We start from the raw sequence: 24,639 nt of genomic DNA, 5'->3' as shown, positions 1-24,639 counted from the left end.
ATTGTAAAAAGCCCCTAAAGGCCTTTTTCAAGATTAAGATTAAAATTCTTCATCTTCACTCGTGATATTATATTTCGATACTATTCCATCATTATCAAAATCATAAACATCTTCATTTTCTTCCATATCTTCCTCTTCTACAAGAGCATCAACTTCATCATGAACATCTTCTTGTTCATCTTCTCCTAATTCTTCTAACTCTTCATCATCAATTTCAAATTTTTGAACACTTGGCTCAACAAAAGTTTTAATATCTTCTACAAATAAACTATCGCGAAGTTTCCAACTTCCATCTTCTACACATACAAAACGTCCATCTAAGTTTAAATCTGTATAAAAATACGCTGCTTGTGATGAAAATTCTTCTTCATCAACACCTCTTAGAGGCTTAATATAATCTAGAAAATCATAAATATTTAATTTTTCAATATTTTCTTCTACCATGTATACATAGCATAAGTCAACTAATGACATTGCTTTTACTTGTTCTGTGCTTAATTCATTTAATTTTACCATCTATAAAATAATTCCCTTCATCAAAATATATCTACATTTTTTCCGGAGCTGAAACCCCGATTAATTCCAAAGCATTTCTTAAAGTTATTTTTACAGCTGTTATTAACGCTAAATAACTTTGTGTTTGTTCTGCATTCTCTGTTATAACTTTATTGTTATTGTAGAACTTATGGAATGCACTCGCTAAATTCTGCAAATAGTTGCATATTCTGTGCGGCTCATAATTAGTTGCCGCTTGCGCCACTATTTCTGGATAATAGGCCAATGTTTTTAGTAATTCTACTGAATATTCATCTGTTAACAACTCATAATCACACTTATCTAAATTATAATTTTCTTGTTCCGTTGCCTGGCGTAAAATTGAACAGATACGCGCATGAGCATATTGAACATAATATAGTGGATTATCACTTGATTGTTCCTTAGCCACAGCAAAATCAAAGTCTAAGTGACTATCTGCACTTCTCATTACCAAGAAATATCTAGCTGCATCTGCTCCTACTTCATCAATTAGGTCACGAAGAGTAATAGCCTTACCTGTTCTCTTACTCATCTTAACTACTTCACCATTATTTAAAAGTTGCACCATTTGCATAATAAGAACTTCTAACTGATCAGCCTTATACCCCATCGCAACAATACTCGCTTTAAGACGAGCGATATAACCATGATGATCAGCTCCAAGTACATCTATTAATAAATCAAACCCACGATCAAGTTTATTTTTGTGATAAGCAATGTCACTTGTTAAGTATGTAAGTGAACCGTCAGCTTTAATAAGAACACGGTCTTTATCATCACCTGTTCCTAGTGCTGTTGTCTCTAACCAAAGAGCTCCATCCTTTTCATAAACAAATCCTTGTTCACGTAAAGAAGCCATAGCTTTATCTACTAAGCCATCTTCATATAGTGATTTTTCACTAAAATAAACATCATACTCTAGACCAAAATCACCTAAATCCTTTTTAATATTATCCATTTCATACGCAACAGCATAGTCACGAATAAAGCTCTCTAAATCTTCTCTTTCTAGTAATGAATCTGAAAATTCATCTTTTAATTTTTGTCCTAATACTTTTATATCTTCTCCATGATATGCATCTTCTGGCATTTCCGCTTCTAATCCTAAAGCTTGTTTGTAACGAACTATCGCTGAAATTACTAAGTTATTAATTTGGTTTCCTGCGTCATTTATATAATATTCACGTGAAATATCATATCCTGATTTTTTCATAATTCTAGCTAATGAATCTGAATATGCGGCATTTCGAGCATGACCTACATGAAGAGTTCCTGTGGGATTAGCCGATACATACTCTAAAAGAACTTTCTTACCTTGCCCTGTATTATTTTCTCCATATTTACAATCATCTGCTAGAATTTTCTCAATTATACTTCCTAAACTTGATTTTTTAACATAAAAGTTAATAAATCCTGGCCCTGCAATCTCTACCTTCTCTACCGCATCATCCGCAGGGATGTTTGCTATTATTTCCTCGGCAATAACTCGTGGATTTTTTCTTAATACCCTTGTTAATTGCATTGCAACATTAGAAGAAAAATCACCATTATCAGTATTTTTAGGTGTCTCTACATAAATATCGATTCCATCTATTTTCAATGTTTTCAAGGAATCTTGTAGCAATTCTACTATTTTATTTTTCACTAAAGTAACCTCCTTACTTAACTACCAATATTTTTCACTAATATTTTCAATTTATTTTGTTGTTTTTCTTGATCAAAAAATATATTATAAATAATCTCATGCATAACTAGATTATTTCTTGCCAGTTTATTTATTTTCACAAGCTGAGTATTTAATTTTATAACACCATAAACAGTTGTGTAATCACTGCTTTTGCGACTATATTCTATAGACATTTTTGAATTGTCTTTCTCTATACTAACACTTTCTTTCATTTTGTCAATAAAAATTTCTATTTTTTTCTCATTTTTATCAATATATTGTATTTTTTCATAAGTATTTTCTACTATATACTCTCCTTCGCACTTTTCTTCATGTACTTTTTTATCATCTACATATGTTGTTATTTTAATTTCCATACTTATTGTATACTTTCTAATTCTTCCTCTATTTCTAACCACGAATTATTCTTTTCTTCTAGTTCTGAAGTTAATTCTTTTAGCTTTCCATTCCATTCTTGTGTTTTTACTACATCAGTATAGACTTCTTCTTTCATTAACTCTTCATTAACTATTTTAATCTTACCTTCTAATTCATCAATTTGAAAAATAAGTTCATCGCGCATTCTCTCTAATTTTCTTATACGACGTTTTTCTTCCTTACCTAAGACATAATCATTTACTTCTTTAACCTTTGTTTCAACAACTTTTTCTTCTTTTAATCTTTTAGCAATTTTCTCTTGTTCACGCTTTTCCAAGTAATAATCATAGTTTCCTAAGTATATATTGTATCCTTCTTCTGTGATATCAAAAACTTTATTAGCTATTTTATTAATAAAGTACCTATCATGGCTGACAAAAAGAATAGTTCCTTCGTAGTTTTCAAGCGCTTCTTCTAAAACTTGTTTACTAGTTATATCAAGATGGTTAGTCGGCTCATCTAGTATTAATAAGTTATTTTTTTCTAGCATTAGTTTTGCAAGTTGCAATCTAGCTTTTTCACCACCTGATAAATCTCTTACGATTTTAAGAACATCATCACCTCTAAATAAGAAGCGCCCTAGTACTGTTCTTACTTCCGCTTCTTTCATAAGAGGATATTCATCCCAAAGCTCATTTAAAATAGTCTTTGACGATTCAAATTCTGCTTGTTTTTGATCATAGTAACCTAACGATACTTTGCTTCCATATTGAATGTTTCCACCAAGTTCTTTTTGTTTTTTCGCAATAGTCTTAATCAGGGTAGATTTTCCTATACCATTTTTTCCTACAATAGCTAGTCTGTCTCCTTTATAGACTGAAAAATTATATTTTTGACCTACTTGTTCCTCGTAGCCAACCTGTAAATCGTTAACTATTAGTACATCACGTCCACTTTGTTCTTTAATTCTAAATTCTATATTAGCTGCTTTATCATCTTTTCTAGGATTATCAATAATCTCCATCTTATCCAAGACTTTTTGGCGACTTTTTGCCATCTTACTAGTAGAAGCTCTAGCTATATTCTTTTGAACAAACTCTTCAAGACGTTTTATATCTTTTTGCTGACTAACATATTCTTTTAAATTCTTTTCATAATCTTCTTCATATTGGTACAAGAAATTAGAGTAATTTCCTACATATTTCTTCAATTTACCAAATTCTAAATTATAAACAACATTGACCACCTCATCAATAAAATATCTGTCATGACTAACTATAACTATCGCTCCATTGTAAGATGATAAATAATTTTCTAACCATGCAACATTTTCCATATCAAGATGGTTAGTCGGTTCATCTAATATTAATAAATCTGGTTCACTTAAAAGAAGTTTCACCATTGATAACCTGGTTTTTTCTCCACCAGAAAAAGTACTTATTTTTTTATCAAAAACTTCTTTATCAAAATCTAATCCATACAAAACACTATCTATTTTACTTTTATAATGATAATCTTTATGTGTTAAAACTTGATTTTGCAATCTATCATATTTATCTAATAACCCTGGGTTGCTTTCTATATTTTCCGAAGTTAATTCATACGATATTTTCTCTAATTCTTTTTCAAGTTCTATAATCTCATTAAAACAAGTTATCATTTCTTCATATATAGATAAATCTTCTCTTACTATAAATTCTTGTGATAAATAACCTATTGTTGTATCTTTTGAAACAGTCCTTTCTCCATTATCAAAATCAATTTCACCAGAAATAATTTTTAGCAATGTACTCTTCCCTGCTCCATTGCGTCCTACAATAGCAACTCTATCTTTATCATTGATTTCCATTTTCACATTAGAAAAAACTTCATTAACTACGAAGTTCTTTGTTACATTGTTTAGCTGAATTAACACACTCTATCTCCTTTCTTTATTTTTCATTTTTCACCATAACTGAAATATTATATCATAATACGCTTTAAAACGCTAATATTCACAACACTTTTCCTCACATTTTAGTTTTATTTTAATTGATATTTATTCTCAGTTAATTTCTAGAAAGTCAATTTTATTTTTTATATTTCTAAATATAATTTTTATATAATTTTATTTAAGTTCTACTTAATATCTTTTTTTTAATAAACTTAATAAATACATCACTTTTTCTGCACATAGTTATAAGAAAATATTTATTGTTGGTTTTTCTCTTTATTCTAACTTAGTATGCTATAAACTTGTTATTTTCCCATATTTTATTGTTACAAACTTATTAAAATGTTATAATACAAATATAAAAATTATTATTTTTGGAGGAGTTTTTTATTATGAAACTTAAAAAATTATTATCAGTTTTTATAGCTGCAGGATTAGTTTTTACAGCTGCAGGATGCGGTAGCAAATCATCTTCAAATGAACCAGCTGACTTTGTAGCAGGGGTATCACTAGATAAACCATTAAAAGTTGATAAAGAAGCCGGAACTGTTACAGTTCTTACTAAAGTTAATGGTAAATATTTTAATGAACCTACTCGCCACAACTCTGTAGAACAAAGTGGAACAAATGGTGCTAAATCTGTTTTCACTGCATATGTTAAACCTGAAGATTTCTACAATGCTCTTATCGAAATCGGTGCTAAACCAGGGGAAAACATGACTATGAATAATGCTACTACTACTCACGTTGAAGGTACACCTATAAAAGTTGAAGTAACTTGGAAAGGGGCTGGAAAAAACTATGATATAAATGAAGTAGTAAAAGATAGCAACGGCAAACAAATCAACTTCCGTTTCGGCGGAAACTTAGCTATGGCTAAAGAAAAAAACACTGGTTGCTTATCTTGTTTAGATAGCTGTCCAGTAGGTATTATCTCTAATGATGCTTATACTTATGGAGCGGTAGAAACTAGAAAAGAAGTTAAATTCACTGGTATTGACAATGTTCTTCCTGAAGACGGAACATATATTGCAACTATTTACAGTATAAAAAAATAGACACCTAACAATAGTCAGAGTTGAATCAATACTCTGGCTATTGTATAAATAAAGCTTAGGAGAGATTTAATGAAACGTTTAAGATTATTATTTTATTTTACAAGTGTCGGTATCGCAATTGGATACTTCTTCGCATTTCTATTGTTCTTCTTTGTTCAATTTGAAATGTTAGCCGACCAAACTCTTGTTATATTTGTTTGGACAGTTTACGGAATTATGACCGGATTATACTTCAAACGTATTAATCGTAAATATACATTCTTTATTATAGAAGGTATTATTATTGGCGCTGCTCTTATTACTGGTAAAATTACCACCTTACTTTATATAGCGCGTGAAGTACTACACGCTGGTAGCCTGAGTCAGATAAAAGTTCCTTTCTTAATTGGTTTAGCAATTGTCAACTTAATCAATATTTACATTATTATGACTCTTCCTAAATACCAAAAAGTTTACACTAAAGAAGAAAGAAAAGCTTTAAAAGAAAAAGAAGTTAAACTTAGTGACCTTCGTGAAGTAAATCCAGAAGAACTTAAAAAAGAAAAAGCTCAACGCAAAACAGCTCGTTATATCACTATCGCTGCTTTCGCTATTTTCTTCTTAGTTTACTTTACTGTTCCAAGTTTCAAACAAGGTATTAATACAGCATTCGCTACTTTATCACAATTTGATACTAATGCAGTTATTGAATATTTACGAGGTTGGGGAGCTTGGGCTGCTGTTGTTTCTAGTATCCTTATGGTTTTACAATCTGTTGCCGCACCTATTCCAGCATTCTTAATTACTTTATCTAATGCTGCAATCTTCGGCTGGGTTATTGGAGCTATTCTTTCTTGGTCATCAGCTATGGTTGGAGCTGCTGTATGTTTCTACATTGCGAGAGGACTTGGTCGTGACGTTGTTGAAAGATTAACAAGTAAAGGAGCTATGGCAAGTATAGACGTATTCTTCGAACGTTATGGTGATAAAGCTATCCTTATCTGTCGTCTATTACCATTCGTATCATTCGACTTTGTAAGTTATGCTGCAGGTCTTACTAACATGGGATTCTGGAGATTCTTTATTGCAACAGGGATCGGTCAACTTCCAGCAACAATCGTTTACTCTTATGTAGGGGGAACATTATCTGGTGGTGTCCGTAACTTGTTTATCGGACTAATGTGCTTATTTGCATTATCTATCGTTATCGGTATTATGCAAAGGGTTTACAATGATAAGCATAAAAAAGAAGAAGAACTTAAAGCTTCTGAAAACTAATAAATTCAAAAAAGAATTCGAAGAAATCATAATTATTTCTTCGAATTCTTTTGTTCTTAATTTATATAGATAATCCTTTTTGTGTTAGTCGTTTTAAAAAGAAGAAATTCTCTAAATCGATAATTATCTCGTCTCCTTCAAAATTCAACCTAGGATCTATGTATACCTCAAAATCATCAATCTCATACTTCATATAAGTATCTCTAATAAAGTTTTCTATTGTTGAAACCTCAACAGTTCTATTTACTCTACCACCTCAGCAAAATTGCTCGTAATAGATACAAATTATTTGTTTTTTATTTTGTGCTTTTAAAAATTGCTGTGCTTTTTCTGTAATTCTTATTTCCATACTATATACCTCTATTCTATCGCTTTTAGCGATTCTACCATATTTACTTTTTTTAATCTTCTATGCATTATAGCCATAACAAATATTATTATTACTAATGTTACTCCAGTTGATAATGCATATACTGCAATAGGCACCCTACTACTAAACATCATAGTTCTACTTGCTAATTCTAATATTATTTTCAAGTATAGTCTGTACGCTATATAATTACCAATAACAATACCTATTATGCTCAAATAAAATATCTCCCTAAATACGTAAATTGTTACTTCACGCGGATAAAAACCAAGAACTTTAATTGTTGATAATTCTCTTTGACGTTCTGAAACATTAACATTTATTAAATTATAAAGCACCACAAGCGCAAGGGCTAATGAACATAAGACCATAACAACAACTATTATATCTAATCCACTAATAAAATTATCAAGATTTTCTTGGATTTTTGAATTATCACTCACATTCGCTACATAGGGATTATCTTGAAGTTTACTCGCCATTTTTTCTACTTCATCCGAATTATTCATTTTTATTATAAAACTATTGTCAGAGTATGTTTTATCAAATACTTTAGAAAAGTATTCTCTATCCATATATAAGATATTCCCAAAATAATTTTTATTAATAGCTCCTATCTTTAATGTATATTCTTTTTCATTTATAATAACTTTGAAATTATCACCTACTGATAAATTATATAAATAGGCTAATTTTTCATTTATTACAATGGAATCTTTAGGTAATTCTATATTACTTCTATTATCCATTAACGTTATATAATCTTTATAATCATTTCTATCTAAGGTTACTAATTGAGCTGTATCTAATACCTCATTATTTTTTTCTACTGTAGCTTTTTGAACATTGACCTTCGTAAAGTTTTCTACATTAGAATTGCTTCCTATTTCTTTAGAAATCTTATCGATGTCTTCTTTTTCTGCATAGGGGTTATACGTCGCTAAAACATCAATTTTATTAATTATTTTAAATTGTTCATTAGAAATATCTATAACACCAAAACGAATAGCAAATCCAATAAACATTAATGTCAGACACCCCATAACTCCAAATATAGTCATAAACATACGAACTTTATAACGAAAAATATTTCTAAAGGTTACTTTCCTTAAAAATGATAACCTCTTCCAAATAAAACTTACATTTTCTAAAAATATTCTACTTCCACTACTAGGTGCTTTAGGACGTAATAAATAAGCACTTCTTTCTTTAAGATTTTTCCGAAGTGGGATAAACACCGCCAATAATATACACAAAATAGATATTAAAAATGCTAAGGCTATGATGTGTAAATTATAAACTATATACGGTTCTTTCAGTGTGAAAAATCTCGAATATGAATTATATATTATTGGGACAATAACTAAATACCCTGCAATAATTCCTAGAATTGTTCCTATTACAGTTGACACTCCGCCGTAAATATAATATTTTTTAAAAATTTCTTTATTAGAATATCCTAATGCTTTCAATGTTCCTATACTGGTTCTATTTTCATCTACCATTCTAGTTAGGGTTGTCAACGATACTAAAATAGATACTGAAAATAAAAATATTGAAAAGACATTCGCCAAGAATGATAAACTTCCTGCTGAATCAATAAACTCTGCATAATGAACCAATCCTCTAATATTTTCGACATTAAATCTAGGATAATTAGTTTCCTCAAAAGCCCTTTTAGAAACTTCTAATTTTTTTTTATTATCTTGTAGTTGCTTTTTCGCTTCATTTAATTTCGAACTTTGTTCAGTATATCTTTCTGCATCGACATTTTTTAACAGTTCTAATCTCTCCAAATTAGAAGCTAATTCTTTTTCTATAGAAGCTAATCTTTTTTCGCTCTCTTTAATTTTTTGAGATGTATTAGACTTATAATTTTTTTCATCAACTAGTTTTCTTTCCTTTAATATATCTATAAGTTGATCGCGACTCTTGTTAACTTCTTCTATATATTTTTTATCGCTATATTTATATGATATACCTTTTAGCTTTATATTTACTCCTGTTGCGTTATTAAATTGGAAATTTTCTTTATTTATATATCCAAAATAACTATTATTTGTAGGATTATTATTAGACACTTCAATATGATCTGCACCATGGACATACCCTACAACTTTATATGAATAATTTCTTAATTTTTTTTCTTCACTTTTATCATCTACTAAATTTACCGTATCGCCGATTTTATAAATTTTTCCCAATGAATCTACTACGGCTATTTCATTGTTGTTTGTAGGTAATTTCCCCTTAATTACCTTCGGTGTAGCTAATTCTTTTGGTAGAGTCTCTATATCAATACTATTAGTACTATTTTCTAGCTTATAATTTTTTTTGTTATATGTTTCTAGTTTATCTATATTTTCTAATTTTCTTATTTCATCAATGTCACCATCATTGATTCCAAAGTCATTAGTTACCCTTAAATCATATATATTATGTTGTTCTAATGTCTTATTATAGGTATTTACCATCGCTGGCGTTGTTTCTTTAAGCCCTATAAAAACAAAAACACCTAAAAACATTATAATCATAATTGACACAAATTTAGATTTTGTTTTTGAAATTTCTCGTATTATATCTTTATTTAATGCTTTCATAACTTCTACCACTCAATTTCATCTATATTTTTTGGAGTCTGATTAATAAAAACATTTTTTACTTTAGCATCATAGATTTCTATTACTTTATCCGCTGTTTGAGCTATCGAACTATTGTGAGTAATTACTATAACTGTCTTTTTCTCATTCTTACAATATTCTTTTAAAATTTTTAAAATATGTTTTCCTGTTTTATAATCTAAAGCACCCGTAGGCTCATCACAAAGTAATATTTTCGGATTTTTAGCTATAGCACGTGCTATAGCTACACGCTGTTGTTCTCCCCCAGAAATTTGACTCGGAAAATTATTAACCCTATTCTCCAAACCAACTAATTTTAAAATCTCTAAAGCATCTTTAGATTTTTTTACTATTTGATTAGCTAATTCTACATTTTCTAAGACACTAAGATTAGGTATTAAATTATAGAATTGAAAAACAAAACCTATATCTTGACGACGATATTCTGTTAGCTCTTTCTCATCAATTCCAACTATCTCTTTACCAAAAATATTTACACTCCCTGAAGTTGCATTATCCATTCCGCCTAGTATATTTAATAACGTACTCTTCCCTGCCCCACTAGGCCCAAGAATAACGACAAATTCACCTTCTTCTATCTCGAAGCTTATTTTATCATTAGCAATTACTTTATTATCAGATTTTCCATATTCTTTTACTAAATTACTAACTATTATCTTTCCCATAATACATACTCCTTTGCTTTTTACTATAGTATATCATAATCTATTATCAATTATCTTAAAAGTTGTTTATGGAGAACAAAAATACTTAAATATTTACCTTAAACAAATTTCTTTACATGAATATCTAATAATATTATAATAACAAATACCTATAATTAATACTTTATTAATAAAAGTTAGAAAGGAGCTATATGTTTATGTTATATATTTATGAATATCCTTCATGCTCGACATGTAGAAAAGCTAAAGAACTATTGACCTCTCATAATATTGAAGCTACATACTTCAATGTGAAAGAATCTACATCAACAGTTGAAACTTTTAAAAAACTAATTGAGACTTTTGATTTACCACTAAAAAAATTGTTTAATACAAGTGGTTTAGTATATAAAGAACTAGATCTTAAAAATAAACTAGATACACTATCTCTTGATGAAGCATTAGAATTACTACATAATAACGGTATGTTGATAAAACGTCCCCTTGCTTTTGACTTTGAAAATGATATTCTATTATTAGGTTTTAAGGAAAAAACTTGGGAAACTGCACTTTTGTAAAAAAACAATATAATTTCTATTGATATTTGATATAAAAAATGTTATAATTGGAAAGATGTGAAAACATTAAATTACGATGTTCCTCTGTTAATCAAGTATTAGTAATGAGCATTTTGTAAAAAAAGGAGAAAGAAAAATGAGCAAAATCATTGAAGCGATTACTAAATCGCAATTAAGAACAGATATTCCTGAATTTAAAGCTGGGGATACAGTAAGAGTACACGTTCGTATCGTTGAAGGTGGGCGTGAACGTATCCAACAATTTGAAGGAGTAGTTATCAAACGTCGTGGTGGAGGTATCTCTGCTACTTATACTGTACGTAAAATTTCAAACGGTGTTGGAGTTGAAAGAACATTCCCTGTTCACACTCCAAAAGTTGAAAAAATTGAAGTTGTACGTAAAGGTAAAGTTAGACGTGCTAAATTATACTACCTACGTAACTTACGTGGTAAAGCTGCTCGTATCAAAGAAATTCGATAATAAGAGTATAAATAAAAGTCCTATTACTATACGTTTTAGGACTTTTTATTTTATTTATATAATAACAAGGTACTTATATAACAAACGCTATATAAGTACCTTGTTTTAATCTTTACCTACTTTTTATTTTTTGTTTTATCCTTCTATATAGATATACTATTATATTCATTACAATACTAGCAAATACCACCGGCATATATACGTTTAAAACCGATGCCCCAACTTCTTTACCTTGTATCATTTTGAAATATATACCTAAAACTAATACTATTAAAGCCACAGCATTTATCAAAAGTGGAGATAACCACAATTTTTTAAAAGCAATATTCAGAATATGCGTTATAAACCATGATCCTAATATATACCATTTACTATATGTATACCAATATGCAAGTAGATATAAAATATACATTATTTAAGCTCCGCTAAAAATCTTGAGGTGATTTCTTGGGGCCTTGTTATAGCTCCACCTACTACCATGCAATGAGCGCCCGCTTCTAATGCAGCTTTTGCTTCTTTTGGTTCATGAATTTTCCCTTCAGCTATAACTGGTATTTTTACATTTTTTACTATTTCTTTAACTAGGCTAGGATCAAATTTTTTTGATACTGTAGTATATGGCGTGTATCCATTCATTGTAGTCCCAACAAAATCTACGCCTGCTTTTTCAGCCTCGATGGCTTCTTCTAGGTTTGAAATATCTGCCATAAGAACTATACTTGGATATTTCTCTTTTATCTCTTTTACAAACTCACTTGGCGTTTTCCCGTCTCCACGCTCTCTATTAGTGCAATCAAGAGCTATAATATCGGAACCCACTTCTACAAGTTTATCTACTTCATCCATAGTCGCTGTTATATATGTTGCATACCCTGGATAAGATTTTTTAATTATTCCAATAACTGGTAAATTTGTTTGCTCTTTTATTTGTTTTATATCTACAATACCTTGAGCTCTAATAGCTTTTACACCAGCATTTTTAGCTGCTTGAGCCATAAGACACATTACGCCACCTTCTTCACGATAAAGTGGTTCTCCTGGTAATGCTTGGCAAGAAACTATAAGCTCTCCACGTAGATATTCATATAATTCTTTTTTGTCCATAATCTTATCCTTTCACGGCTCCCAAAGTAACCCCTTGAGTAAAGTAATTTTGGAAACAAATAAACACAATTATCATTGGTAGAGAGGCAAGTGATGCCCCTGCCATTAATAGCCCATAATCATTTGAAAACTCTTGTCCTTGCGCTAAAGCTGCAAGACCTAACGGTAATGTTGACATATCTGGTGTATTTGAAAAAATAAGTTGCGAGAAGTAGTCGTTCCAACTTGCGATAAATGTGAAAATCGCTAACGCCCCTATACCCGGTTTAATTATCGGTAATGCAATGTTTGTAAATGTTCTAACTTCACCACAACCATCAATTCTTGCAGATTCAAGCAGTTCACGAGGTATAGCTTGAGAGAATTGTCTCATTAAGAATACCCCAAAAGGCCATCCTACAGCTGGTAAAATCAAAGCATAATATGTGTTCATTAAACCAAATTCAGTAATTAAGTTTAATAAAGGAATTAAAATAACTTGTTTTGGTAATGCCATAGCTGCAACAAATACCATAAAAATTACTTTTACTCCTGGAAATTGTTTTTTAGCTAATGCATATCCTGCTAATGCAGAAGTAATACAAACTAAAAGTGTTGTCATAACTGAGATAAATACTGAGTTAAAGAACCATCTTAATGTATTTGGTGTAAATAATTTTTCATAGTTTTCTAAAGTTGGTGATGTTGGCCACCATTCTGGCGGAATAGTAATTGCCACATCTTGTAGCTTAAACGATCCTGTAGCTATCCAATAAAATGGGAAGATAAAGAATATCGTTAAACCTAGTAAAATAATTATAGATATGATTTTAAAAATACTAATATTTTTCATGTTCTTCCTCCTAATCATCATCACTAGATAAGAATTTAAACTGTAGGATAGAAATTATACCTATAATAACTGCAAGTATAATTCCCATTGCACTTGCGACACCATGGTTACCATTCTTAATAGCTGCTTCATATACTAAATACATGATTGTACTTGTTCCATAGTTTGGCCCTCCTGCTGTTAATAGCTGGATTAAGGCAAATATTTGGAATGAGTTAATTGTTGTTACTACAACAATATATAATGTTGTAGGTTTAATTAATGGCCAAGTTATTTTTGTAAATACTTGCCATTTAGTTGCGCCATCAATTTCTGACGCTTCTAATAACTCTTTTGGAACGTTACCAAGAGCTGCAACATATAGAATTATCGGTTGACCTAATGATGTCGTGATAAGTATCGTTATAATCGCATATAATGCAGTCTTAGGATTTCCTAGCCAATCAACATTCTCACTAATAAGATGCATAGATTTGAACACATAGTTTAAAATACCATATTCTGGGTGGTAAATCCATGCCCATACAACTGTTACTGATACTACTGATGAAATAGCTGGAATATAGAATACTCCACGGAAGAACGATCTTACAACCGCACTCTTATTATAAATTGTTACGGCAACAAAAATCGATACAACAACTACTATAGGAACTGCAACTACTGTTACAATAACCGTATTAACAAGAGATTTCATAAATGGTTCATGGATTGTTGCTCCATTACCACTAAAAAGTAAATCTGAATAGTGTTTTAAACCAACGAACACTGGGTTCTTCTTAGCAAAACTATATAATGACAATTGTAATCCACGCAACATTGGAACTAAAACAAATGTTATAAAAAACAAACTAACCGGCAGTATAAATAAATACGCACTAAAGTCTATTTTTCTTTTTTTCTTTATAGCTTTCATAGGACCTCCTCAAATATATCAATTATTTTATATAAAGAAGGGATAGAAGCAAGTCTATCCCTTCATCGTCAAATTATAATGCTTCTTTTATAGTTTTATTTGCATCTTCTACAAATTTATCTAACCCTTCTTTAGGTGTAGTTTTTCCGTTTAACACACCTTGAACCATATTGAACCATAGAGGTCTCATTTTAGCAAATCCAGGTATTGTATTGTAGTAAGGTCCGAATTGATCTGTTAAACCTTCTGCAAATTTAAGTTCTTCTGAATCGTATAATCCTTTTTCATCCTTTTTAGCTGAGAAGTTTCCAGAAGCTAATAGAGTACGTTTACCCCATTCTTTATCATTAATCATAAAGTCAACGAATTTTTTAGCTGCTGCCGCTTTATCTGCATCACCATTATCAAAGATAGCTGGCCCTGCTACTAGGTATTCATATTTAGCTTTTCCACTATTGTTAGGGAATGGTAAGAATTTGTAGTTGAAGCCACTAGCGTGTGATGCTGCAGTACCTGGAGAGAATAAGATTGTAGATGCTGCTCTACCTGATTTGAAAGCTTCTAATGCATCTTTAGCTTCTAATGCAACCCCTTGTCCTAAAAGACCTTCGTCGTAAGCTTTTTTAACCCATTCTAATCCTTTAACACCTTTTTCATCATTAATAGTATATTTTGAAACATCTTTGTCTGTAATCCATGAATCGAAAAGGTTAGAAACAAATGCTCTTGGCCCTTGGTCTCCTGCTTGTGATTTAGTATAGAATAGCGCTGGAGTAATGTTTGGATCTTTTTCTTTAACAGCTCTTAAGAATTTTTCATATTCCTCTACTGTCCAGTTTCTACCTGGTTTATCTAAAGGTAGTAAGTTTGTTACTCCTAATTTGTCTGTTAAATCTTTGTTAACACCCATTAAGAATGGCGCTACCCCTTGTGGATACATGTAAAGTTTATCTTTATAGCTTGAAGCTTTAACTGCTGCTTCATTTAATTTTGATTTATCTACATCATCTAAAGGTACTAATAAATCTTTTGCAGCCCATGCAATAACACGCCCTGGAGCATCATAGATTACATCTGGTGCAGTTTTAGACTGAATAGCTGTTTCAATCTTAGCAGGTCCATCTGTGAATTCAATTTTTTGATACTTAACTTTAATATTAGGGTTTTTAGCTTCGAATGCTTTAATTAACGCTGCATCGAAATCCTCTGTTTTACTAAATTCTTTATCTTTTGTAAATTGAGGGAAATCCCAGTAAGTAATTTCTACTTTTTTATTAGGATCTGCTTTTTTCTCTTCCTTTTTTCCTCCTACACAACCTGTAAGAATTAATGCAGTTGTAGTTGCTGCAACTAACAGTTTGTTTATTTTTCTCATAATTTGAGTCCTCCTTGTTTTTTTGTTTTTTATAAATTTGACGTCTAAGTTAAAATATTTTGTTAAAACTATATTATTCTAAAATACTTAATTCAGTTTCAGCATCAAAATAGTGTGCTCTATTCATATCAAGAGCAAATGTAATCTCATCACCCATCTTAATATTTTGTCTTGAGTGAACAATAGCTTTTACGTTTTCTCCGTTAAGATCTGTATGTACAATATACTCTGATCCTAGTAGTTCAGCTACTATAACTTTTGAAGTTATTTTAGCATGTGAATATGTCTCAAGAACTAATGGGTCATTAGAGATATTTTCTGGTCTTATACCTAAAACAACTTCTTTACCTTCATAACCTAATTCTTTCAATCTAGTATAATGTCCTTCAGGAATTTCTATAACTCCTCCATCTTTTGTTTGGAAATTATGTTCTACTATTTTCCCTCTTAAAAAGTTCATTGTTGGGGCACCAATAAATCCTGCAACAAATAGATTTTCCGGATGGTCATAAATCTCTTTTGGACTTCCTACTTGTTGAACAATACCTTGTTTCATTACAACAATTCTATCCGCCATTGTCATCGCTTCAGTTTGGTCATGTGTTACATAAATTGTTGTTGCTCCTAAAGTATTATGGATTTTGATAATTTCAGCTCTCATATTACTTCTAAGCTTCGCATCTAAATTTGATAATGGCTCATCCATTAGGAATACTTTTGGACTTCTTACTATTGCTCGTCCAAGCGCAACCCTTTGTCTTTGTCCACCAGATAATGCTTTAGGCTTTCTATCTAATAATTCCTCTAAACCTAAAATCTTCGCAGCTTCTTCCACTTTAGCTTTTATTTCTTCTTTAGGAACTTTTCTAAGTTTCAATGCAAAAGCCATATTATCGAAAACAGTCATATGTGGATATAATGCATAACTCTGAAATACCATTGCAATATCTCTATCTTTTGGTTCCACATCATTTACCAACTTATCTCCAATATAAAACTCTCCTTCGGTAATATCTTCAAGTCCTGCAATCATTCTTAGTGTTGTAGACTTACCACATCCAGATGGACCAACAAATACAACAAATTCTTTATCTGCTACTTCTAAATTAAAGTCTGTTACGGCACAAAATCCATTATCATATTTTTTATATATTTTTTTCAGTGATAAACTTGCCATGCTGACCTCCTAAATTTTTATTGTATATTTAATGTGTCAACCACATATTATCACATAATTTTAATTTTGTAAAGGCTTTATTTTTTTCTATTATAACATTTTTTACTTAGCTGTTTTTATTATTTTTATATTTTAATAGAACAATTAACGAACCAATATATTATATAATATCCCTTTTTAACACCTTTTTTTATTCTTTTATAGTTAAAACAAACAAAAACAAATAAAAAATAGATTTGGTAATATCTATTTAAATTTTAAACAAAATTACTCATATCATAAGTTAACACATTAATACTACAACATAAAACTATTCTTTTATAAATTGTTCTTTACATAGTTTTTAGTAAACCACATTATACTACTCTATATCATCTCAACTTATCTACATCTATTTATTTATTAATATTCCATAATAAAGACTTTAATTATCTAATAATATACCGAGTTATCCTTATTTTATCAATTTTGATTATACCAACTCTTATACTTATATTAAGTATTATTTTTACATTATTAATGCATATGAAATATAAAAAATAGAAGTCCCCTCAACTTCTATTTTTCATATTTTTTATTTTCTTCCTTATTATAAATTATAGGTTCAATTTATAATCTTCAGGTTTAACATAGTTTTTCTTTACCATGTAATAATATACTGCATAAGATAATACTGCTGGCAAGATAAAATGTAGTATTACTATCTCTATCAATAGTATCATATGATTTGTATAACCTGACATCGTTTGCCATGTCATAAGTTGTCCTACAAGTCCAGATGTCCCCATTCCACCTCCTGCAGGATTATTTTCCATCTTGCATACCAATGTCGCTATTGGCCCAAGTATAGCACTCGCAACTATTGGAGGTATCCAGATAACTGGTTTTTTCATTATATTTGGAACTTGCAACATAGAAGTCCCCAACCCTTGAGCTAAAAGGCCATTCCAACCATTTGCTTTAAAACTTATTACTGCAAAACCAACCATCTGCGCTGCACAACCTACCGTTGAGGCACCCGCTGCTATTCCTGATAACCCTAAAATAATAGATAATGCAGCAGAGCTGATAGGTAATGTTAGTATAATACCCATTATTACAGAAACAACTATTCCCATTATGAATGGCTGAAGTTCTGTTGCTTCACGTATAAATGTTCCTAATATATTCATTCCATTTTTCAAATATGGTCCAGTAAAATATCCAACTATTCCTCCGATAACGATTGTTACAAATGGTGTAACTATTATATCAATCTTTGTTTTTCCAGAGACTAATCTCCCGATTTCTGCGGCTATAACTACAGCTATAAAGGCACCCAAAGGATCTCCAGAGCCATTAATAACCAGTTTACCTTGCTGAATAAGACTATTTGTCCCTAAGTTAGAACCAAAGGCACCTAAGAACCCTACAACTCCTGAGGCCAAAACTACTAATCTAGGTGCTTTAAGTGCATAAGCTATACCTATCCCTATTACCGGACCAGTAAGTGCCATAGCTATTGTAGCAACAGCTATTAGAAATGAAGATATTCCTCCACTTAAATTTATAGCTATTTGCTTTATAATAAGTCCTATTATAAGTGTACAAAATAGCCCTAAAGCCATCCCGTTCAATGCAACAATAAAGTATCTATTAAATAATTTTGATACTAAACTCCCTTTTTTCATATTAAAAACCCTCATCTTTCTTAATTTTCTAATAAATATGAAGTAGTCCCTTATTAATAACCTAATATAGATTTTTTATTTTAATATTATTTTAATAATTTATATATTATTTCAATCTATTAAAGGTATATCTTGGCTACACCCTTAGATATTAGTATATATTTTTGTTTTCTTATTCATTATATAAATACTTACTCATCTTGTCAAATATGAAGTGTAATACATCCCTATATTTTACGACCCAATTATTACCGCTCTATACATTTCAATGTACTATAAAAAAGGCTAATGCATTTAGTCATTAGCCTTTTATGTTTATTATCGTTTGATGTTGTAGAACGCACGAACACCTGGGTATTCAGCTGTTTCGTATAACTCATCTTCAATACGTAATAATTGGTTGTATTTAGCAATACGGTCTGTACGGCTAAGAGAACCTGTTTTAATTTGTCCAGCATTTGTTGCTACTGCGATATCTGCGATTGTTGCATCTTCAGTTTCTCCAGAACGGTGAGAAATAACTGCTGTGTAACGAGCGCGTTTAGCCATTTCAATAGCGTTTAGAGTTTCAGTTAAAGTACCAATTTGGTTAACTTTGATTAAGATTGAGTTACCAACACCTTTTTCGATACCTTCTGATAGTTTTTTAGTATTTGTTACGAATAAATCATCACCTACTAATTGTACACGATCACCGATACGTTCAGTAAGAAGTTTCCATCCGTCCCAGTCGTTTTCATCCATACCATCTTCAATAGTGATAATTGGATATTTGTTTACTAATTCTTCTAAGTAATCAACTTGCTCAGCTGAAGTACGGTGTGCTCCACCTTCTCCTTCGAATTTAGCATAGTTGTAAACTCCGTTTTCGTAGAATTCTGATGATGCACAGTCGAATCCTAAGAATACATCTTTACCTGGCTCAAGTCCAGCAGCTTTAATAGCTTCTAAGATAGTTTCTACTGCATCTTCTGTTCCTTCAAATGTTGGAGCGAATCCACCTTCATCTCCTACTGCAGTTGATAAACCACGAGCATGTAATAATTTTGCTAAGTTATGGAATACTTCAGCTCCCCAACGTAAAGCTTCTTTAAATGTTGGAGCTCCCACTGGTAAAATCATGAATTCTTGGAATGCTATTGGCGCATCTGAGTGAGATCCACCATTAACAATGTTCATCATTGGAGTTGGTAATTCTTTAGAGTTAGTTCCTCCTAAATATCTATATAGAGGTACTCCTAATGAATCTGCTGCAGCATGTGCTACTGCTAAAGACACACCTAGAATAGCGTTAGCCCCTAGACGTCCTTTGTTTTCAGTTCCGTCAAGTTCGATCATAGCATAGTCAATAGCTACTTGATCAAAAATATCAAATTTACCTTCTAATAAAGGTGCGATTTCTTCATTAACGTTAGTTACAGCTTTAGAAACACCTTTACCTAAGTAGCGTCCTTTATCACCATCACGTAATTCAACAGCTTCATATTGTCCTGTTGATGCTCCTGATGGTACTAATGCACGTCCAAATGCTCCTGATTCGGTTGTTACTTCAACTTCTACAGTTGGATTACCACGTGAATCTAAAACTTCTCTTGCATATACTTCTGCGATAATATCAAATGTTTTTGCTAACATTAACTTTCTCCTTATTGTTTAATTTATAATTTTATTATACTATAATTTATTTTGTTTTGCTAAAATTAAGCTAATTTTCCGCCTTCTAAAAGCGCTAAGAATGAATCAACTTTAAGCGATGCTCCACCTACTAATGCTCCATCTACATCTGGGCAAGCTAGGTATTCTTTCACGTTCTCAGGTTTTACTGAACCACCATATTGAACACGCACTTTGTCAGCAACTTCTTTTCCGTAAAGACCTTCTACAATGTCACGCACTGCTTTACACATTTTTTGTGCATCTTCTTTAGTTGCAGATTTCCCAGTTCCAATTGCCCAAATTGGTTCGTAAGCAACAACAAGTTTCTCCGCTTGCTCTTTTGTTAAACCAGCAAGGTCAACTTGCAATTGAGAAGTAATAACTTCTACCGCTCTTCCAGCTTCATACTCTTCTAGAGTTTCACCACAACATACGATAGGTACTAAACCATTTTCGAATGCAGCAATAGTTTTTTTGTTAATTAATTCATCAGTTTCCCCAAAGTATTCACGTCTTTCAGAGTGACCTAATATTACATATTTAACACCTAAATCGTTTAATACATAAGGAGAAATTTCTCCTGTGAATGCTCCACTTTTCTCAAAGTGACAGTTCTCAGCACCAATCGCTAATTCACTACCCTTAATTAATTCTACTAATGCTTCTAAATGAGTAGCTGGTGCACAAATAGCTGATTCTACTGAAGATGCTGCTGGAACTTTTGTTGCAACTTCTTTAGCAAACTCACGCGCTTCTTTTACTGTTAAATTCATTTTCCAGTTTCCTGCGATAAATGGGATTCTTGACATAACGTTACTCTCCTTGAATTTTTAAAAAATTATTTATTTGATAATGAGTCAATACCAGGTAATACTTTTCCTTCAAGATACTCTAAAGATGCTCCTCCACCAGTTGAAATATGAGAGAATTTTTCAGCGTATCCTAGAGAAATAGCAGCAGTTGCACTATCACCACCACCAATAATAGTAGTAGCACCTTCTAAGTTTGCAATTGCTTCACAAACCCCGATAGTCCCTTTAGCAAAGTTTGGCATTTCAAACACACCCATAGGTCCATTCCAAATTACAGTTTTTGCTCCTTCAAGAGTTTTCTTGAATAGTTCAACTGATTTCGGGCCAATATCCAACCCTTCCTCATCAGGTTGAATATCTCCTGCTGCAACACGGCTTGGTGCATCGTTAGAAAATTCTTTAGCAACTACTGTATCAATAGGTAAAACAAGTTTATCTCCAGCTTTAGCCATAAGCTCACGAGCATATTCAACTTTATCATTTTCACAAAGTGATATACCTATTTCCTTACCTTGTGCTTTCATGAAAGTATAAGCCATACCTCCACCGATAATTACTTTATCCGCTTTTTCTAATAAGTTTTCAATAACAGCAATTTTATCGGAAACTTTAGCTCCACCTAAAATTGCTACCAACGGACGATCTGGATTGTCTACTGCTCCACCAATAAATTTAATTTCTTTATCAACTAAAAATCCAGAAGCAGAGTTACCTTCACCAATATTAGATGCAATCCCAACATTAGAGGCATGGGCACGATGCGCTGTTCCAAACGCATCATTAACATATACATCCCCTAATGAAGCCCAGTATTTTGCAAGTTCAGGATCATTTTTAGATTCTTTTTTGCCATCAACATCTTCAAAACGAGTGTTTTCAAACATTAAGATTTCTCCATCTTTTAATCCTTTTATCGCTACTTCCAATTCAGCCCCACGAGTTTCAGGTACGAATTTAACTTCTTTACCTAATAATTCTGATAATCTTACAGCTACTGGCGCTAAGCTTTTTGAAGCTTTATCAGCTTCTTCTTTCACACGTCCTAAGTGAGAAAATGCAACAACTTTTGCACCTTGATTTAACGCATACTCTATTGTCGGTAATGCTGCTGTAATACGATTATCGTTAGTAATTTCTCCATCTTTTAAAGGCACGTTGAAATCAACACGCATTAACACCGTTTTCCCTTGTAAATTACCTAAGTCTTTGATAGATTTTTTCATGGAAAGCTCCTTTTTAAAAATTTATTAGAATATATGAGACAAGATATAAGTTTGGTAAACTTATATCTTATCTATTCTTCCTATTATCTATTATAGATTATTTTATTAATCCTGCAAAGTATTTTAATGTTCTTACTAATTGAGAAGTGTAAGACATTTCATTATCATACCAAGAAACAACTTTAACTAATTGTTTGTCTCCAACTGTTAATACTTTTGTTTGAGTTGCATCAAATAATGAACCGTATTCGATTCCTACGATATCTGAAGAAACGATTGGATCAACATTGTATCCAAATGATTCGTTAGAAGCAGCTTGCATTGCAGCATTAACTTCTTCAGCTGTAACAGTTTTTTCAACTACTGCTACTAATTCTGTTAATGAACCTGTTGGTACTGGTACACGTTGTGCAGCTCCATCTAATTTCCCGTTTAATTCTGGGATTACTAATCCGATTGCTTTAGCAGCACCAGTTGTGTTAGGTACGATGTTTTCAGCTGCTGCACGAGCACGACGTAAATCACCACCACGGTGAGGAGCGTCTAGTGTATTTTGGTCTCCAGTATATCCGTGAATTGTAGTCATTAATCCTTCAACTACTGTAAAGTTATCGTGTAAAGCTTTAGCCATTGGAGCTAAGCAGTTAGTTGTACAAGAAGCACCTGAGATAACTGTTTCTGTTCCATCTAGAGTTTCATGGTTTACATTGTATACAATAGTTTTAACATCGTTTCCACCTGGAGCTGAGATAACAACTTTTTTAGCTCCTGCTTGAATGTGAGCTTCTGCTTTTTCTTTAGAAGTGAAGAAACCAGTACATTCTAATACTACATCGATTCCTAATTCTCCCCATGGTAGTTCTGCTGGGTTTGCGTTAGCAAATCCTTTGATTTCTTTACCATTTACTACTAAACTTCCGTTTTTTTCTATAACTTCACCTTTAAAACGTCCTTGAGTAGTATCATATTTTAATAAGTGTACTAATTGATTAACTGGTGTTAAGTCGTTAATCGCTACTACTTCAATTCCTTCTACGTTTTCAATTCTTCTTAATGCTAATCTTCCAATACGTCCAAATCCATTAATTGCTACTTTTACTGTCATGTTTTAGTTCCTCCTAAAATTTTATTTTAATTTTGTTATAATTTTTTTGCAAATAGCCTCATCAATAATAAGCGTTGCATTTGCAGGTTTTGTACATAAATAACTAAATACTGCATCCGCTTTTTCTTCTCCACCTACTATTGTAAAGACATTACTAATGCCATCAACATCTTTAAAACTCATCCCTATGGTTGAAGTTTTAAATATTTCTTTTCCGTCCTTATCAAAATAACTTCCAAATGATTCAGAAACGGCCTTTTTATCTTCTAACACTTTTAAAACTTCCATAGATGACTTTCTTCTATGAGCCATTTCAAAAGCATTCCCTATACTATGGATTATAATCGATGTTCTATCTATAACATCAAGCGCATTTTTTACAACAGGCTCTTTTACAAGCTCTTCTAATGCTTTTTTTCCTATATTATCTGGAGCATGTAGTAGTTGATAACCATGCCCTGAGTTATTAGCCATTTTTGCCGCAATATCATTAGCTTGATATTCGGTATTTACAACTGATAAACCTCCTCTTATAGGTGTTATAATAACATCTTTTTTATAACCAAATGTTTCATTGGCTTTTCCAGCAACGTAATACATTGTACTACCACCACTAACTCCAATAACACATTCTTTAGTTATTTGTTCATTGACTTTATCTAAAAGCAACTCTGTCATCTCTGAGCGAGTAACTTCACTAGTAACAAAATCCCCTGCTACAACATAAACTTGTTTTACTGAGAAATGTTTTTTAATTATATTTCTTTCCTTAACAAAACTATCATTCATTAAAGATGATTTTACTTCTAAAAGAAATTCTTCTCCTTTTTCAGTGATATTCATCCCCGTCGTATGTTTTGTAATTAAACCTAATTTAGATAATACGTCACATTCCGTTCGTAATTGTCTTTCCGTCATACTCACAAAATTTAATAATGTCTTTCTTCCTACTGGTTGATTAATTTTTATCGTAATCAACAGTTCATACCGACTATTAAATTTTATAAGCATTTCGGGTATAAGTCTACTTTGTATATGTAACAAATGTAAAATATCCATACTTACTTATCCCCTATTCATTGAAAATTTATTATTTGGACGTTTTCAGTCCTGCTAGGTCATTCTTTGACCAATGAGTTGTAAAAAAATAAACTTTCTGATTAGATTATAACAAACGCCCATAAAAAAATCAAGACTTTTTATTATAATATTATCAAAAAATTTA

The 24,639-nt window shown here is 31.4% G+C and carries 23 protein-coding genes; 4 read left to right on the top strand and 19 right to left on the bottom strand.

Going from position 1 to position 24,639, the window contains the following annotated elements:
* Positions 1 to 39: 39 nt before the first annotated feature.
* From rpoE to O3802_RS06650, 4 genes are read right to left on the bottom strand one after another with little or no spacing between them, the layout of a single operon-like run.
* Positions 40 to 516 carry a DNA-directed RNA polymerase subunit delta gene (gene rpoE, locus O3802_RS06665; protein WP_276685458.1) on the bottom strand — a complete coding sequence of 159 codons (477 nt, stop codon included), beginning with the start codon at positions 514 to 516 and terminating at the stop codon, positions 40 to 42.
* Positions 517 to 547: 31 nt separating this feature from the next.
* Positions 548 to 2,182 carry an arginine--tRNA ligase gene (gene argS, locus O3802_RS06660; RefSeq protein ID WP_371458833.1) on the bottom strand — a complete coding sequence of 545 codons (1,635 nt, stop codon included), beginning with the start codon at positions 2,180 to 2,182 and terminating at the stop codon, positions 548 to 550.
* Between the two features lie 17 nt (positions 2,183 to 2,199).
* Positions 2,200 to 2,580, bottom strand: coding sequence for a hypothetical protein (locus tag O3802_RS06655; RefSeq protein WP_371458832.1), 381 nt, complete (start codon positions 2,578 to 2,580; stop codon positions 2,200 to 2,202).
* A 2-nt stretch (positions 2,581 to 2,582) separates the two neighbouring features.
* The gene (locus tag O3802_RS06650) at positions 2,583 to 4,496 is read right to left on the bottom strand and encodes an ABC-F family ATP-binding cassette domain-containing protein (protein WP_371458831.1); all 1,914 of its coding nucleotides are present in this window, start codon (positions 4,494 to 4,496) and stop codon (positions 2,583 to 2,585) included.
* Positions 4,497 to 4,906: 410 nt separating this feature from the next.
* Between O3802_RS06650 and O3802_RS06645 the strand changes: the two genes are divergently transcribed.
* Entirely contained in the window at positions 4,907 to 5,572 is a 666-nt protein-coding gene (locus tag O3802_RS06645) for a YdjY domain-containing protein (RefSeq protein WP_371458830.1), read from the top strand.
* A 69-nt stretch (positions 5,573 to 5,641) separates the two neighbouring features.
* On the top strand, positions 5,642 to 6,829 hold the full coding sequence (locus tag O3802_RS06640) for a VTT domain-containing protein (RefSeq protein ID WP_371458829.1): 1,188 nt from the start codon (positions 5,642 to 5,644) through the stop codon (positions 6,827 to 6,829).
* A 61-nt stretch (positions 6,830 to 6,890) separates the two neighbouring features.
* Here the strand turns inward: O3802_RS06640 and O3802_RS06635 are convergent, their stop codons facing one another.
* The 3 genes from O3802_RS06635 to O3802_RS06625 all read right to left on the bottom strand — a co-directional run bounded on the left by O3802_RS06635 (position 6,891) and on the right by O3802_RS06625 (position 10,506).
* Complete coding sequence (locus tag O3802_RS06635) at positions 6,891 to 7,022, bottom strand: hypothetical protein (protein WP_371458828.1); 132 nt, start codon at positions 7,020 to 7,022, stop codon at positions 6,891 to 6,893.
* Between the two features lie 167 nt (positions 7,023 to 7,189).
* Entirely contained in the window at positions 7,190 to 9,799 is a 2,610-nt protein-coding gene (locus O3802_RS06630) for an FtsX-like permease family protein (RefSeq protein ID WP_371458827.1), read from the bottom strand.
* Between the two features lie 5 nt (positions 9,800 to 9,804).
* Positions 9,805 to 10,506 carry an ABC transporter ATP-binding protein gene (locus tag O3802_RS06625; protein ID WP_371458826.1) on the bottom strand — a complete coding sequence of 234 codons (702 nt, stop codon included), beginning with the start codon at positions 10,504 to 10,506 and terminating at the stop codon, positions 9,805 to 9,807.
* A 197-nt stretch (positions 10,507 to 10,703) separates the two neighbouring features.
* Here O3802_RS06625 and O3802_RS06620 point away from each other — a divergent pair, with 197 nt between their 5' ends.
* Together O3802_RS06620 and rplS are read left to right on the top strand one after the other, a co-directional pair.
* Positions 10,704 to 11,063 (top strand): Spx/MgsR family RNA polymerase-binding regulatory protein, encoded by a 360-nt coding sequence (locus O3802_RS06620; RefSeq protein ID WP_371458825.1) that lies wholly within the window; start codon positions 10,704 to 10,706, stop codon positions 11,061 to 11,063.
* Between the two features lie 136 nt (positions 11,064 to 11,199).
* A complete protein-coding gene (gene rplS, locus O3802_RS06615) occupies positions 11,200 to 11,544 on the top strand; it encodes a 50S ribosomal protein L19 (RefSeq protein WP_371458824.1) in 345 nt (114 codons plus the stop codon).
* A gap of 112 nt (positions 11,545 to 11,656) precedes the next feature.
* Here rplS and O3802_RS06610 read toward each other — a convergent pair whose 3' ends face one another.
* The 12 genes from O3802_RS06610 to O3802_RS06555 form a co-directional block, all read right to left on the bottom strand.
* The gene (locus O3802_RS06610; RefSeq protein WP_371458823.1) at positions 11,657 to 11,956 is read right to left on the bottom strand and encodes a hypothetical protein; all 300 of its coding nucleotides are present in this window, start codon (positions 11,954 to 11,956) and stop codon (positions 11,657 to 11,659) included.
* Positions 11,956 to 12,648, bottom strand: a complete 693-nt coding sequence (locus O3802_RS06605) for an N-acetylmannosamine-6-phosphate 2-epimerase (protein ID WP_371458822.1) — start codon at positions 12,646 to 12,648, stop codon at positions 11,956 to 11,958. Before O3802_RS06605 ends, O3802_RS06610 begins: the two co-directional genes overlap by 1 nt.
* A 4-nt stretch (positions 12,649 to 12,652) precedes the next feature.
* A complete protein-coding gene (locus O3802_RS06600) occupies positions 12,653 to 13,480 on the bottom strand; it encodes a carbohydrate ABC transporter permease (protein ID WP_371458821.1) in 828 nt (275 codons plus the stop codon).
* 10 nt (positions 13,481 to 13,490) lie between these two features.
* Complete coding sequence (locus O3802_RS06595) at positions 13,491 to 14,396, bottom strand: carbohydrate ABC transporter permease (RefSeq protein WP_371458820.1); 906 nt, start codon at positions 14,394 to 14,396, stop codon at positions 13,491 to 13,493.
* 73 nt (positions 14,397 to 14,469) lie between these two features.
* Positions 14,470 to 15,771: an ABC transporter substrate-binding protein gene (locus O3802_RS06590; RefSeq protein ID WP_371458819.1), complete on the bottom strand. Its 1,302-nt coding sequence runs from the start codon at positions 15,769 to 15,771 to the stop codon at positions 14,470 to 14,472.
* Between the two features lie 73 nt (positions 15,772 to 15,844).
* On the bottom strand, positions 15,845 to 16,948 hold the full coding sequence (locus O3802_RS06585) for an ABC transporter ATP-binding protein (RefSeq protein WP_371458818.1): 1,104 nt from the start codon (positions 16,946 to 16,948) through the stop codon (positions 15,845 to 15,847).
* A 596-nt stretch (positions 16,949 to 17,544) separates the two neighbouring features.
* A complete protein-coding gene (locus tag O3802_RS06580; protein ID WP_371458817.1) occupies positions 17,545 to 18,618 on the bottom strand; it encodes a PTS sugar transporter subunit IIC in 1,074 nt (357 codons plus the stop codon).
* 318 nt (positions 18,619 to 18,936) lie between these two features.
* Positions 18,937 to 20,253, bottom strand: a complete 1,317-nt coding sequence (eno, locus tag O3802_RS06575; RefSeq protein ID WP_371458816.1) for a phosphopyruvate hydratase — start codon at positions 20,251 to 20,253, stop codon at positions 18,937 to 18,939.
* Positions 20,254 to 20,318: 65 nt separating this feature from the next.
* A complete protein-coding gene (tpiA, locus tag O3802_RS06570) occupies positions 20,319 to 21,083 on the bottom strand; it encodes a triose-phosphate isomerase (RefSeq protein WP_371458815.1) in 765 nt (254 codons plus the stop codon).
* Between the two features lie 29 nt (positions 21,084 to 21,112).
* Entirely contained in the window at positions 21,113 to 22,309 is a 1,197-nt protein-coding gene (locus O3802_RS06565; protein ID WP_371458814.1) for a phosphoglycerate kinase, read from the bottom strand.
* A 97-nt stretch (positions 22,310 to 22,406) separates the two neighbouring features.
* Positions 22,407 to 23,414: a type I glyceraldehyde-3-phosphate dehydrogenase gene (gene gap / locus O3802_RS06560; protein ID WP_371458813.1), complete on the bottom strand. Its 1,008-nt coding sequence runs from the start codon at positions 23,412 to 23,414 to the stop codon at positions 22,407 to 22,409.
* 21 nt (positions 23,415 to 23,435) lie between these two features.
* Positions 23,436 to 24,473, bottom strand: coding sequence for a sugar-binding transcriptional regulator (locus tag O3802_RS06555; RefSeq protein WP_371458812.1), 1,038 nt, complete (start codon positions 24,471 to 24,473; stop codon positions 23,436 to 23,438).
* Positions 24,474 to 24,639: the final 166 nt, after the last annotated feature.

Origin of the sequence: Gemella sp. 27098_8_92 (assembly GCF_041433685.1) — a bacterium.
In the GTDB taxonomy this organism is placed as follows: Bacteria; Bacillota; Bacilli; order Staphylococcales; family Gemellaceae; genus Gemella.
Note: the sequence above shows the minus strand (reverse complement) of the source record. Positions and strands in the feature narration are given on the sequence as shown.